Genomic DNA, 13,672 nt, shown 5'->3' on the forward strand with positions numbered 1-13,672 from the left:
GTGAAGGCCACCTTCATCACGTCTGGCGACAGGAACTCGGCCTTCACGCGATCCCAGGTGTCCCGCTGGCATCGCAGGCCACGGCAGCCCCACCAGCCACACCCGTAAGGCAGCAAGGGAGCTTTACTACCCTTCTTCGCTAGTAAAGCTCCCTTGCTCACCCCGGCGCCCGACTTTGCCGGGGCCCTGACGTTTCAGAGGGATTCTCAATCCACCTGCCGGACCCGCGTGATGCAGGCCGCGGCCAGCAGGGTCGCGGCGGCCGACGCCGTGAACAGCAACCGGTAGGAACCCGGAGCGGCGAGCAGGCCGGTGGCCAGCAGCGGGGCGACGACCTGCGGCAGCGAGTTGGCGATGTTCACCAGGCCGAGGTCCTTGGCCCGGTCCTCCGCCGCGGGCAGCACCTGGGTCAGCATGGCCAGCGCCACCGCCCAGTACGCGCCGAACCCCACGCCCAGCAACGGCGCCGCGACCAGTGCGGCAGGCCAGGTCGGCCACGCCACCAGCACCAGTGCCGCCGACGCCATCAGGCCTGCGGACAGCAGGACGTAGCGCCTGCGCTGTCCCGACCGGTCGGACAGCCGCCCGACGACCAGCGACCCGGCCACCAGCGCCAGCCCGTAGCACCCCATCAGCACCAGCAGTCCGGTGTCCGGATCGGGGTGTCGCGCCGCGTCCTTCAGGAAGAACAGCAGGTAGAGCGTGCCGAGCGCGTTGCCGAGGCCGACGAGGAAGTGACAGCCCCACGCCCAGGCGAACCCGGGATGCCGCCGCGGCGACACCCACAGCCTGCCGACGGCCTGCCGCAGCGGCTGCACCGGCAGGTCGACGGGATCGTCGGGCGTCCTGACGACGAACGCCACCGCCCCGAGCAGCACCACCACCGCGCAGGCGACGTACCCACCGGCCAAGTCGCTGATCAGCACCGTGACCAGGACGGCCCCGAGCACGGTCCCGAGCATCTGGCTGATTCCGACGAACCCGCCGATCTGCGCGCGCTGGCCGACCGGCACGCGGTCCGGCAACGCGGCGGTCAGCGTCGCCAGCATGCCGTTCAGCCCGGCCTGCACCAGGCACCAGGCGACGACCATGACCGGCACCGAACCCGCCGACGCCAGCAGCACCAGCCCGCCCGCGCCGACCACCGCGCCGGCCAGCGTCCACGGGTGCCGCCTGCCCCAGCGGGACCTGGTGCGGTCCGACGCCAGCCCGATGGCCGGGTTCGCCACCAGCGACACCGCCGCTCCCACGCCGGTGACCAGGCCGAACACCATTTCCTTGCCCGCCGCGTCGATCAGCTCGGCCTGCCGGGGCAACAGGACCTGGATGGGGGCGTAGAACCCCAGCCACATCCCGAAGTTCGCGGTGAACAGCAGCGCGACCCAGCCGGGCCGCACCCGCCGGACCGGCTCAGCGAGCGCGGTGTCCACGCACCACGTCCCGGTACCAGCCGAAGGAGTCCTTCGGCGTGCGGACCTGCGTCTCGAAGTCGACGTGCACCAGCCCGAACCGCGGGGCGTACCCCTTCGACCACTCGAAGTTGTCCAGCAGCGACCAGACGAAGTAGCCCCGCACGTCGACGCCGGCGTCCATGGCCTCGCGCAGCGCCGAGAGGTGGTCGCGCAGGAACGCGACCCGTTCGGGATCACGCACCCGGCCGTCGTCGCCGACGACGTCGGGGAAGCTGCAGCCGTTCTCGGTGATGTGGATGGGCGGCAGCGCGTCGCCGTACCGCTCCCGCATGCCGACCAGCAGCTCACGGAACGCGTCGGGCACGATCGGTGAGTCGTTGTTGGTCATCGGGTAGCCCTCGACCGGCCGCAGGTCGAACGTCAGCGGGTTGCCCTCGCTGGGTGCCGCCGCGACCTGCGGCTCGTAGTAGTTCACGCCGTAGAAGTCGAGTGGCTGGGCGATCGTCGGCAGGTCGGCGGCGTAGCCGTCGGGCAGGTGCCCGGCGTACTCCTCCGGGTAACTGCCGAGCAGCACCGGGTCGGCGTAGAGCCGGTTGACCAGTGCGTCCAGCTGCCGTGCCGCCTCCACGTCGGCGGCCGAGTCCGACGCGGGCCAGATCGGCCCGTGGTTGTTGGCCGTCCCGACCGTCTTCGCGCCTGCCGCCCGCAGTGCCTGCACGGCCAGGCCGTGTGCGAGGTGCTGGTGGTGGGCGGTCGGGATCGCGTCGAGCAGCATGAAGTGCCCCGGCGCGTACTGGCCGATGGCGTAGCCGTAGATCGACGTGACCATGGGCTCGTTGAGCGGGATCCACAGGTTCACCCGGTCGGCGAAGCGCTCGCCGACGATCGCGGCGTAGTCGCCGAACCGCTCGGCGGTGTCCCTGGACAGCCAGCCGCCCGCGTCCTCCAGCGCCTGCGGGGTGTCCCAGTGGTAGAGCGTGATCATCGGCGTGATGCCGGCGTCGGCCAGCTCGTCGATCAGCCGGTCGTAGAAGCCGAGCCCGGCCGGGTTGGCCGCGCCCTTGCCGTCGGGCTGGATCCGCGGCCAGGCGATCGAGAGCCGGTAGGCGCCGACGCCGAGCGCGGCCATCAGCGCGACGTCCTCGCGGTAGCGGTGGTAGTGGTCGGCCGCGACCCTGGCGTGTTCACCGCCCGCGATCTTGCCCGGCGTCGCGGTGAAGGTGTCCCATGTGGACGGTCCGCGGCCGTCCTCGTCGACGGCCCCCTCGATCTGGAAGGCCGACGTCGAAACACCCCACAGGAAGTCGGACGGGAAGGTCGGGGTCTGCACCGGCATCGCCTCCGGACACGCCTGGGTGAAATATGAATTGTTCTCGGATATTAGCCATTACCTCGACCGGAGGAAAGGTGCATGACCCGCTACAGTCGGCGAGCAGCAGGGAGGAGAGGCTCGTGTCCACGCTCGGGGGCAACACACCACTACGCAGGCAGCCGGTCCAGCAGCGCAGCGCCAAGCGGGTGGAGCAGATGCTCGACGCAGGCGCGGCGCTGATCGACGAGATCGGCTACGACGCACTCACCACCACGCTCATCGCCAAACGGGCGGGTGTCGCGGTCGGTTCGCTCTACCAGTTCTTCCCCGACAAGCGGGCCGTCGTACGGGCACTGACCCACCGCAACCTCGAACGCTTCATGGCCGAGATCCGCGAGCGCCTGGAAGGCGTCGACCACCAGCACTGGTGGGACGTCGTCGACTCGATCCTGGACATCTACCTGCACATGCACCGCACCGTGCCGGGCTTTTCCAAGGTGCACTTCGGCGACGTCGTCGACCGGCAGCTGCTCGACGAGAGCAAGAGCAACAACAAGGTCATCGCCGACGAGCTCACCGACATGCTGTCGAAGTTCCTCGACGTGCCGGCCGAGCGCGTCTCCTTCGCCATCACGATCGCCAACGAGGCCGCCGACTCCCTGCTCAAGCTGGCCTTCCACCGCGATCCGGACGGTGACGCCGAGGTCGTCGAGGAGACCAAGTTCCTGATCAAGAACTACCTGGCCACCAGGCTCAGCTAACCGAAGGTGCGGCCCTCGCCGCGGTAGGTCGGCACGGTGCGCTCGACCCGATCGCCACTGATCAGGTGATAGTGGGTGAACCGCTCGGCCAGCTCGCCCGCCTTCGCGTGCCGCAGCCACACCCGGTCGCCCACCCGCAGGCGCCGGGCCGCCTGGCCGGTCACCGGCGTCTGCACCTCCCCGGCCCCCTCGATGCCGAGCAGGCGCAGCCCCTCCGGTGAGTACGGCGACGGCAGCCTGGACCGCTGTGCCGAACCGGACGCGACGTAGCCACCGGCGAACAACGTGGCGATGGCGGGGACCGGCTTACGGACGACCGGAAGCGCGAACAACGCGGCCGGCCGCGGGTGGAAGCGGCTGTAGCCGTCGAACAACGTCGGTGCCAGGAAGCCCGATCCCGCGGCGATCTCGGTGACCGAGGAGTCGGCGCCGGTCGTCTCGATGCTTCCGGTGCCGCCGCCGTTGACGAACTCCAGGTCCGCCACCGCACGCACGGCCCGCACGGCGGCGCCGCGCCTGCGGGTCAGCTCGGCCGCGGATCGGCGCTGCATCCACTGCACGACCCGCGTCCGCGCGCCGTTGCCGACGTTGTCCGGCAGGCCGGCGATCTGCCCCTCGTACGCCATCATCCCGACCAGCCGGAATCCCTTGCGGGACACGATGGTCCGCGCCAGCTCGGCGGCCTGCCGGGGAGTGAACACCGGCGAGCGGCGGGTGCCGACGTGCACGCCGGGCAGCGGACGCCAGGACGCGTCCAGTTCCAGGCACACCCGGATCTCCGGGTGATCGTGGCCCAGCGCCGCGTCGACCAGGTCCAGGTGCTCGGCCGAGTCGACCATGATCGCCACCGCGGCCCTGGCCCGGTCGTCGGCGGCCAGTGCCCGCAGTGCGGCGTGGTCGGCGGTCGGGTAGGCGACCACGACGTCGTCGGTGGTGCCCTCGCCGACGAGCCACACGGCCTCGGCGAGCGAGTAACACATGACGCCCGCGAACCCCGGCAGCGCGAGTGCGCGTTCCAGCAGCGAACGGACCCGGATCGACTTGCTGACCACCCGAACGGGCCGCCCGGCCGCACGCCGGGCGAGGTCGGCGGCGTTGGCGTCGAACGCGTCGAGGTCCACGATCGCCAGCGGCGGATCGAGGTCCTTCGTAGCCAGGTCGTACGCGGGGCTCACCAGCGCTACGTTACGACAAAGAGGCTTGAAACGCGAATTCCATTCACTTATCGTTCCGGTAATCACACTGGGAAAGGCCCGCGATGACACGCTGGACCAACTGGGCAGGCACAGCCACCGCGAACCCGCGACGGGTGCACACCCCGCGCAGCGTCGCCGAGATCGCGTCGGTGGTCACCAACGCCGCGGTGGAGAACCGCCGGGTCCGGGTCTGGGGCAGCGGCCACTCGTTCACCCCGATCGCGGTGACCGAGTCCGACGCGATCGACCTGCGTAACTGGACCGGTGTCGCGTCGGTAGACAAACCGGCCGGCTCGGTCACCGTGCGAGCCGGAACGACCCTGCGGGCGCTGAACGCCGAACTGGACCGGCTCGGCCTGGCCATGACCAACCTCGGCGACATCGACGCGCAGACCATCGCGGGCGCGGTGTCCACCGGTACCCACGGCACCGGTGCCCGTTTCGGCGGGCTGGCCACCCAGATCACCGCGCTGGAGCTGGTGCTGGCCGACGGCTCGGTGGTCACCTGCTCCGCCGAGCGCAGGCCGGACCTGTTCGCGGCGGCCCGGGTCGGCCTCGGCGCGCTGGGTGTGATCAGCTCGGTCACGCTGAAGTGCGAGCCGGCGTACGTGCTGGCCGCCGAGGAACGGCCGGAGCCGCTGGAACAGGTGCTGGAGACGTTCCACGACCAGGCCGACAGCAACGACCACTTCGAGTTCTACTGGTTCCCCTACGGCCGAAACGCCCTGGTCAAGCGCAACAACCGGCAGCCGGCCGGAAGCGAGCCGCGGCCACTGAGCAAGGCACGGCAGTTCGTCGACTACCGGATCATGGAGAACACCGCGTTCGGCACGCTGTGCCGGGCCGGGCGCGCGGTCCCCGGCCTGGTCCGGCCACTGGGCAGGCTCGCGTCGAACCTGCTGTCGGCCCGCGAGTACAGCGACCGGTCCCACCGCGTGTTCGTCACCCACCGGGCGGTGCGGTTCGTCGAGTCCGAGTTCGCCGTGCCCCGCGAGTCGGTGCACGACGTGCTGGCCGAACTACGGGCGCTGGTGCCGCGACTGGAGAACCCGGTGGCGTTCCCGGTCGAGGTGCGGGTCGCCGCGGCCGACGACATCTGGCTGTCCACCGCGTACGGCCGCGACTCCGCCTACATCGCCGTGCACCAGTTCGTCGGCATGCCCTACCGCGAGTACTTCGCGGGCTTCGCCGCCATCGCGGGCGAGGCCGGCGGCCGCCCGCACTGGGGCAAGATGCACGACCTGGACGCGAACGCGCTGCGCGAGCGCTACCCCCGGTTCGACGACTTCCTCAAGGTACGCAAGGACGTCGACCCGAACGGGGTCTTCGGCAACGAGTACCTGGAACGAGTGCTGGGTTAGAGGCGCTCGACGGCTTCGGCGATGGGCGTGTGCCCTTCGACCAGCTCCAGCGTGCGGCCGATGCTGCGCGGCACGTCGTCGAGCAGTGCCAGCGTCACCGCGGCAACGTCGTCCCTGCTGATCGAGCCGGGGTCGACCGAGTCGGTCAGGTGCACCTGACCGGTGCCGGGATCGTCGGTCAGGCGGCCCGGTCGCAGGATCGTCCAGTCCAGGTCACGGCCCCGCAGATCCTCCTCGGCGGCGGCCTTGGCCCGCAGGTAGGCGGCGAAAACCGGCTCGGTGTCCGGGTTGCCGGCCCGGTCCAGCCCCATCGCGCTGATCTGGATGTGCCTGCGTACCCCGGCCTGCTGAGCGGCCTCGGCGAACAACGCGGCGGCAGCGCGGTCGACGGTGTCCTTGCGTCCGGCGCCGCTGCCCGGTCCGGCGCCCGCGGCGAACACGGCCGCGTCGGCGCCGTCGAGCACCGCGACCACCTCGGCGAGCCCGGCCGTCTCCAGGTCGAGCACCGCCGGTTCGGCGCTGATGTCGCGCAGGTCGGCCGCGTGGTCGGTGTTGCGGATGATCCCCACGGCGGTGTCACCGCGGGGAGCGAGCAGCTTCTGCAGCCGCAGGGCGATCTGCCCGTGGCCGCCGGCAATGACAACACGCATACCGGCGAGCTTAGGACGCGTTGGCAGCCGTGTCCTGTGCGACGAGCAGCTGCTCGTAGACGGCCTCGTTGACCCAGCGGGACACGGCGTCCTCGCCGAGGACCATCCGCTCGGACCGGATGGCCAGGTCGGTGTCGACCATGCCGGTGTCGTGCGCGGTGAGCACGCCGAGGCCGTAGATGCGGGCCCTCGGCAGGCAGTTGGCGACGTAGTCCTCGGTCATGACGGCGGCCATCGGCAGCACCATCGCGGCGTTGCCGTACCGGACGAACGGCACGGTGCTGGCCATGCCGGTCCGCCAGTGGCGGGCGACGGCGATGACACCGGAGATCTCGGCGGCGGGCGCGGGGGCGGTACCGGCCAGCTCGGGCCAGGTCCAGGTGTCGACGGTGGCGCGGTCCAGCGTCGGGCCGACGCCCATGGCGATCCGCTCGGCGTGCACGTCGGTGCGCAGCCGGGCGACAACGAACACCTTGCGGCCGAGCATGGTCATCTCCGGCAGCAGGTGGCCTTCCCAGCCCAGCGCGGCGGCCGCCTCGGCGGCCAGCGCCTCCGGCTTGCCCGGCAGCTCTAGTGGCGGAACAACCCGCGTGGGAAGCGATCGTGTGCCGTTCGCTCCGCCCGTCACCGCGGTGCGCCCTGGGGTAGCCGCCACGAGTCCGCCTCCTCCGCCGTTCGCCTTCACCATGTCCGCCGCGCCCCGGTGCAAAAGGGCACACACTGTGACTACCAGTGCCACCGGCCGATGACCCCACGGCAACTGGGCACCTGCGATCGGCGGCGCTCAGCGGTCGGTGACCGGTCGATGGGCGGTCAATGGAATTCGGTCGGACGGTGCCGCCTAATGGGTGAGGAACCGCTGAACGGTGTAGTCAGCGCCAGGTGGCGTTCGCGAGGAGCTGTTCCAGCCCCGGTGTGTTCCATTCGTCGAGGACGACCTCCTCGCGACCGGGCACGTACCAGACCTGCTGCGTCACCTTGACCTCTCCGGCGCCGCCCCGGGTGCCCTTCGGCACGCACTGGATTTCCCAGCGCTGGTAGGTGGCCTGCTCACCGGCCACCGTCGACGGCCGCTCCTCCAGCAGCACGGCGTCGCCGTCCTGCCACAGGTCCTTGCGCCCGGCGGCGTTGCACGCTCTGCCGTTCGCGCTGCGCCGGTACGGCTTGCCCGGCTCGTAGCGGGGCTGCTCGGCCGACTCCTTGGTGTTGTCGGTGACCATGAAGTAGGCGCAGTTGGCGTAGCGGCGTGGGTCGGGACAGGACCGGCTCGGCAGGTCGACGACGACGTCCTCCAGTCCCTGCGGCCGGACGGTGAACCGGCCGCCGGACTCGATCACCAGCCTGCTCGCGGCGACTCCCTGCCGCGGCCCGCCGTCCGGCCGTGACGTCGGCGCGGGACCGTCCTTGGGTACGAGCGCCATGATCTCCGGCCGCAGCAGGCCGGCCGCCTCGGTGTACGCCAGTGTCTTCGTGCGGGCGCCGCACGCTGTCGAGCCGCCCAGCGCGGGCATCTCCAGGTCGAACTCCACCCCGCCGGGGGCGAGGGCGAACTCGATGGGCCGCTCCTGGGGGTCCGGGTTGTCCAGGTTCGCGGCCTGGTAGGTCACGCCCGCCGTCTCCGGGCAGTCACGGGGGTCCCAGATCTCGCGCATCAGCCTGGTCACGCCGTCGTCGGTGACGACGCTGTCGGCGAACACGTCCTTGGGGCCGAGCTGCCTGCCGGTACGCAGGTCGATGTTCAGCGTGGTGACCTTCATGTCCCAGGTGGCGTGTGGAGCCCCCTCGGTCCGGTGCTCGTACCGCACGACCAGCAGCGAGTCGGTGTGGGTGCGTACCGAGGCGTTGTTGCGGACCCCGGGGTTGCGGGTGTTCGGTCCCCAGCCGGGCACCGCGTCGCTGATGTAGCGGGTCCAGGCGTCGACCGGCGCCCGCAGCTGCTGGTTGATCCGCTCGGTCAGTGCCGGGTCCGCTCCGCCGGTCACCTGCACCAGCTGCGCGTTGACCGGCACGGTCGACCCGGGTGCCCGGTCGGTGGTGGTGACGACGCTGGCCCGCAGCGGCGCCGCGGCGACGACCGGTGGCGGCGGTTCGTCGCCGCCGCTCACCACGATGACCGCCCCGGTGGCGACCGCGGCGATGCCGGCCGCGATGGCGCCTGCCTTGACCAGGACGCCGCCGCCCGCACCGGTGGCGATGGCCGTCCCGCTGCCCGCGGCGACCGCGGCTCCACCGGGCGCGAGCGCGGCGGTCGCCCCGGCGAGCATGGCCAGCGGGGTGATCGCCACCAGGGCGGCCGCCCGCTGGGCGAGCCGGGTCCGGCCGCGTTCCTCCCAGTCCTCGCCGTAGCCGGCGACGGCGAACCGTTCCAGCTCGCCGAGGAACACGGCGGCGCTGGCGGGCCGCTCGGTGGCCCGTTTGGCCATGCCGAGGTTCACCAGCTCCCGCACCGGCTCGGGTGCCTCGCCGAACGGGATCGGTGCGTACTCGTGCAGGTTGCGCAGGACCTCGGTCTCCTGCGCCTGGTACGGCTTGTGGCCGGTGACGCACTGGAAGAACACGCAGGTCGCGGCATAGACGTCGGTGGCGGGTGTGGCCGGGCCGCCTGCCCACTGCTCGGGCGCCATGTAGGCGGGGGTGCCGACCGGCAGGCCGGTGTCGCCCGCGAGCACGGCTGTTCCGAAGTCGACGAGCTTGCTCTGCCGGTCGCCGGTGACCAGCACGTTGTCCGGCTTGTAGTCGCGGTGCACCACTCCGGCGGTGTGCGCGGCGGCGAGGCCGAGCAGGGAGCCCTTCAGCAGCGCGAGCGCCGCCTCCGGGTCGAGCACGCCGTCGGCCTCCAGGATCGCGCGCAGCGAGACACCCGGCACCGCCTCCATCACGATGGCCGCGCCCTGCGGCGTTTCGAAGAACTCGTACAGCCGCGCGACGTGCGGGTCGGCCACCCGGTGCAGCGCCGCCGCCTCCTGGCGGAAGGCACCCAGCTGGGTGGTGTCGGTGACGAACCACGGGAACAGGTACTTGATCGCCACCAGGTGCCCGGTGACGTCCTGGCGTGCGAGCACGACCCGGCCGAAAGTGCCTTCGCCGAGGGGTTCCAGCTCGGTGAACCCTGGCAGGGCCCAGTGCTCGGTCATGTCCACGCTCCCTGTGCCGGGTGGAGTGTCCCACCGGATCGGGAATCAGAGGTGATTTCCGCCGCAGCGGTTCCCGTGGCACGCCGTTAGGGTTACCAGTCGGTAGGCAACCACCCCGAGGAGTCACGATGCGTTCGCCGAAGGACTTCTTCGCCCCCCTGGCCGTCGGCGCGCCGGAACCGATCAGGCAGATCCCGGCGCTGCCGTCGCGGATGATCCACTTCTTCGACCCGTCGAACGAGAAGATGGCGGCCAAGGTGCCGCAGCTCGCGCCGAAGGTCGACGTGCTGCTGGGCAACCTGGAGGACGCTGTCCGCGCCGACCGCAAGGAGGCCGCCCGCGAGGGGCTGGTCGCCATCGCCAAGGCCACCGACTTCGGCGCCACCCAGCTGTGGACGCGGGTGAACAGCCTGGACTCGCCGTGGGTGCTCGACGACCTGATCACGCTGGTCACCGAGATCGGCGACAAGCTCGACGTGATCATGGTCCCGAAGGTCGAGGGCGCGCAGGACATCCACTACGTCGACCGGCTGCTGGCCCAGCTGGAGGCCCGCGCCGGGCTGACCAGGCCGTTGCTGGTGCACGCGATCCTGGAAACGGCGAGCGGGGTGGCGAACGTCGAGGAGATCGCCGGCGCGAGCCCGCGGATGCAGGGCATCTCGCTCGGGCCCGCCGACCTGGCCGCCAGCAGGCGGATGAAGACCACCCGCGTCGGTGGCGGGCACCCGGGCTACCTGGTGCGCACCGATCCGGTCGGCGACGATCTGACCGAGGGGCGGACGACCTACCAGCAGGACCTGTGGCATTACACGGTCGCGCGGATGGTCGACGCGTGCGCGATGCACGGGGTGCTGCCGTACTACGGGCCGTTCGGCGACATCCGGGACGTGGTGGCCTGCGAGGACCAGTTCCGCAACGCGTTCCTGCTCGGCTGTGTCGGCGCGTGGAGCCTGCACCCGGCGCAGATCGACATCGCCAAGCGGGTGTTCTCGCCCGCGCCGGACGAGGTCGCGTGGGCGCGGCGGGTCATCGCGGAGATGGGTGACGGCACCGGTGCGGTGATGATCGACGGGAAGATGCAGGACGACGCCTCGGTCAAGCAGTGCAGGGTGGTGGCGGAGCTGGCCGACGCGCTGGCCGCGCGCGACCCCGAGCTGGCCGCGGCCTACGAGGAGGCCGGCCGATGAGACCACGCAGATCCGTGCTGTACATGCCGGGTGCGAACGAGCGCGCGCTGGAGAAGGCCAAGACGCTGCAGGCGGACGCGTTGATCCTCGACCTGGAGGACGCCGTCGCCCCGGACGCCAAGGAGGAGGCCCGCGACCGCGTGTGCGCGGCTGTGTCGTCCGGCGCCTACGGCGAGCGTGAGGTGACCATTCGCGTCAACGGCCTGAACACCGAATGGCATGACGCGGACCTGCGGGCCGCCGCCCAGGCCGGTCCGGACGCGGTCGTCGTCCCCAAGGTCGACTCCGCCGCCGACGTGCGCAACATCGAGCGGGCCCTCGAACTGGGCGGCGCGCCGGAGCGCACGGCGATCTGGGCGATGCTGGAGACGCCGGTCGCCATGCTGCGTGCCGAGGAGATCGCGGGTGCCAGCGAGCGGCTCACGGTGCTGGTGCTGGGGACGAACGACCTGGCCAAGGAGCTGCACGCGGAGTTCGTGCCGGGCAGGGCGCCGCTGCTGGGTGCGTTGTCGCTGTGCCTGCTGGCGGCGCGGGCGGCTGGCAAGGTCATCCTCGACGGCGTCTACAACGACGTCGCCGACACCGACGGGTTCGAAGCGGAGTGCCGGCAGGGCAGGCAGTTCGGCTTCGACGGCAAGACGCTCATCCACCCGAAGCAGCTGGAGCCGTGCAACCGCATCTTCGCGCCGTCGGAGGAGGAGGTCGAGCGGGCCCGCCGGGTCATCGCGGCCTTCGAGGAGGCGCGGGCGGCCGGGCGCGGCGTGGTGACGGTGGACGGCCGGATGGTGGAGAACCTGCACGTGGAGGACTCCCGCCGCATCCTGTCCCTGCACGAGGCGGTCACCTCCCGCGCCTGATCCAGCCGGTTGTCGTCCGGTGGCCGTAAAGTGAGCGCATGGCCCACAAGCCGCTGACCGAGATCCAGATCGAGGGGTTCACCTCGATCCGTTCAGCGCGCGTGCGGCTCGGTCAGCTCAACGTCCTTGTCGGCGCAAACGGTTCCGGTAAGAGCAACTTCATCCAGGCATTCGGCCTCCTTGGCCGGATTGTCGATGAGGAACTCGGGTTGTTCGTCGGCCTCAACGGCGGTGCTTCGGCGTTGCTGAACGACACAGCAGCGCGGATCAAATTGGATCTGCACGCTGAGTCCAACGCCTATGAGGCGGTGCTTGTGGCGGCTGCCAACGACGAACTGATCTTCGAGCAGGAGGTTGTCTACTACCAGGGCGAAGGGCACCCACGCCCGTGGAACCTCGTCGTCGGCAAGGGGAACCGCGAAACCCGGCTCCATGAGGAAGCTGAACGGCAACCGGGCCGGGTGGCCGCGCACGTACTCGAACTGCTCCGCGGCTGCCGCGTCTACCACTTCCACGACACCAGCGCTGACGCGCCGGTGAAGCAACTGGTACCGACCGCCGACAACATCAGTCTTCGCTACGACGCCGGTAACCTCGCGGCGGTACTGCTGGCACTCCAGGAAAGCGACCGCGCCGCCTACCGCAGGATCGTCGGGGCGATCCAGCTAGTTGCACCGTTCTTCCGGGACTTCGTCCTCCGACCGGAGACAGGAGACCGGTTGCGGCTCCGCTGGCAGCAGCAGGGTTCGGACACGATCTTCTCCGCCAACCAGATGTCCGACGGCACGCTACGCTTCGTCTGCCTGGCCACGTTGCTGCTGCAGCCACAGCTTCCGGCGCTGGTGGTCCTCGACGAGCCGGAACTCGGCCTGCACCCCTTTGCCATCGTCCAGCTGGCCGGGCTCCTGAAACAAGCCGCCGTCCGCAGCCAGGTCCTGATCGCCACGCAGTCGGTGACGCTGATGAACCAGTTCGCCATCGACGACCTCATCGTCGTCGAGCGAGTCGACGGAGTGTCCACATTCGACCGGCCCGATCCCGACCGGTTCCGGAACTGGCTGGACGAGTACTCCCTCGGCGAACTCTGGGAGAAGAACCTGATCGGTGGACGACCCGGTGAAGGAAGTTCCTCCTGAATGGCTGACTGGCGTGGCCGCCTGCACGTCTTGGTCGAGGGACAGACCGAGGAGATCGTGGTGCGGCAGGTACTGGCTCCGCACCTCCAGGAGCACGGCTGGTCCGTGACCCACTCGCTGGTCACCACGAAACGTCCTGTCACTGGACCGCCGCAGCGCGGTGGCGTGACCAGCTGGGCGAAGGTCGAACGTGACGTCCGGTTGTTGCTGCGGGACACCGGACTGACCGCGCTGACCACGCTCATCGACTACTACGGCTTCCCGGAGGACGGCCCCGGCATGGCCACCCGGCCCAGCGGAACCGCGGTCGACCGGGTCGAGCACGTGGAGCGAGCGCTGGCCGATGTCATCGATGACCAGCGGTTTCTTCCCCACCTCGTGCTGCACGAGCTCGAAACGTGGGTGTTCGCCGCCGCCGGGCAGCTGGGCGAGCTCCGTGACGACACCGCGCTCACTGAGCGGCTGCGTGCCGACGTCAAGGAGGCAGGCGGACCAGAACTGGTCAACGACGACCCGCGAACCGCGCCGTCCAAGCGCCTCGCCGCCTACTGCGAGACCTACCTCAAGACCCTCGACGGGCCGATGGCGATCGAGTTGCTCGGGCTTCCGGCACTGCGCGCGGATTGCCCTCACTTCGACGACTGGCTGACGCGCCTGGAGGCCTGA

General features: G+C 70.6%; 12 protein-coding genes. 6 read left to right on the forward strand and 6 right to left on the reverse strand.

The genetic code is table 11. The annotated features are described in order from the left end of the window. Positions 1–206: 206 nt before the first annotated feature. The gene (locus tag EWH70_RS03210) at positions 207–1,430 is read right to left on the reverse strand and encodes an MFS transporter (RefSeq protein WP_130473725.1); all 1,224 of its coding nucleotides are present in this window, start codon (positions 1,428–1,430) and stop codon (positions 207–209) included. Further along, a complete protein-coding gene (locus EWH70_RS03215; RefSeq protein ID WP_130473726.1) occupies positions 1,411–2,742 on the reverse strand; it encodes a GH1 family beta-glucosidase in 1,332 nt (443 codons plus the stop codon). Before EWH70_RS03215 ends, EWH70_RS03210 begins: the two co-directional genes overlap by 20 nt. A 122-nt stretch (positions 2,743–2,864) precedes the next feature. Between EWH70_RS03215 and EWH70_RS03220 the strand changes: the two genes are divergently transcribed. After that, a complete protein-coding gene (locus EWH70_RS03220; RefSeq protein ID WP_240686772.1) occupies positions 2,865–3,485 on the forward strand; it encodes a TetR/AcrR family transcriptional regulator in 621 nt (206 codons plus the stop codon). Here the strand turns inward: EWH70_RS03220 and EWH70_RS03225 are convergent. After that, on the reverse strand, positions 3,482–4,660 hold the full coding sequence (locus EWH70_RS03225) for an amino acid deaminase/aldolase (RefSeq protein WP_240686773.1): 1,179 nt from the start codon (positions 4,658–4,660) through the stop codon (positions 3,482–3,484). The two genes, EWH70_RS03220 and EWH70_RS03225, sit on opposite strands and share 4 nt — an antisense overlap. Before the next feature lie 83 nt (positions 4,661–4,743). Here EWH70_RS03225 and EWH70_RS03230 point away from each other — a divergent pair, with 83 nt between their 5' ends. After that, positions 4,744–6,042 carry a D-arabinono-1,4-lactone oxidase gene (locus tag EWH70_RS03230; RefSeq protein ID WP_130473728.1) on the forward strand — a complete coding sequence of 433 codons (1,299 nt, stop codon included), beginning with the start codon at positions 4,744–4,746 and terminating at the stop codon, positions 6,040–6,042. Here the strand turns inward: EWH70_RS03230 and EWH70_RS03235 are convergent. The 3 genes from EWH70_RS03235 to EWH70_RS03245 form a co-directional block, all read right to left on the reverse strand. Beyond that, entirely contained in the window at positions 6,039–6,692 is a 654-nt protein-coding gene (locus EWH70_RS03235; RefSeq protein ID WP_130473729.1) for an NAD(P)H-binding protein, read from the reverse strand. The two genes, EWH70_RS03230 and EWH70_RS03235, sit on opposite strands and share 4 nt — an antisense overlap. Before the next feature lie 10 nt (positions 6,693–6,702). Further along, positions 6,703–7,347 (reverse strand): hypothetical protein, encoded by a 645-nt coding sequence (locus EWH70_RS03240; RefSeq protein ID WP_130473730.1) that lies wholly within the window; start codon positions 7,345–7,347, stop codon positions 6,703–6,705. A gap of 217 nt (positions 7,348–7,564) precedes the next feature. Beyond that, the gene (locus EWH70_RS03245; protein WP_165436136.1) at positions 7,565–9,826 is read right to left on the reverse strand and encodes a serine/threonine-protein kinase; all 2,262 of its coding nucleotides are present in this window, start codon (positions 9,824–9,826) and stop codon (positions 7,565–7,567) included. Positions 9,827–9,954: 128 nt separating this feature from the next. Here EWH70_RS03245 and EWH70_RS03250 point away from each other — a divergent pair, with 128 nt between their 5' ends. The 4 genes from EWH70_RS03250 to EWH70_RS03265 are packed head-to-tail and all read left to right on the forward strand — an operon-like array spanning position 9,955 to position 13,672. Then, a complete protein-coding gene (locus tag EWH70_RS03250; RefSeq protein ID WP_130473731.1) occupies positions 9,955–11,013 on the forward strand; it encodes an HpcH/HpaI aldolase/citrate lyase family protein in 1,059 nt (352 codons plus the stop codon). After that, positions 11,010–11,870, forward strand: a complete 861-nt coding sequence (locus tag EWH70_RS03255) for an HpcH/HpaI aldolase/citrate lyase family protein (RefSeq protein ID WP_130473732.1) — start codon at positions 11,010–11,012, stop codon at positions 11,868–11,870. The genes EWH70_RS03250 and EWH70_RS03255 overlap by 4 nt, the downstream gene beginning before the upstream one ends. Before the next feature lie 38 nt (positions 11,871–11,908). Next, entirely contained in the window at positions 11,909–13,006 is a 1,098-nt protein-coding gene (locus tag EWH70_RS03260; protein ID WP_130473733.1) for an AAA family ATPase, read from the forward strand. Further along, entirely contained in the window at positions 13,007–13,672 is a 666-nt protein-coding gene (locus tag EWH70_RS03265) for a DUF4276 family protein (protein ID WP_130473734.1), read from the forward strand.

It is taken from the genome of Amycolatopsis suaedae (assembly GCF_004214935.1).
GTDB classification, from domain to species: Bacteria; Actinomycetota; Actinomycetes; order Mycobacteriales; family Pseudonocardiaceae; genus Amycolatopsis; species Amycolatopsis suaedae.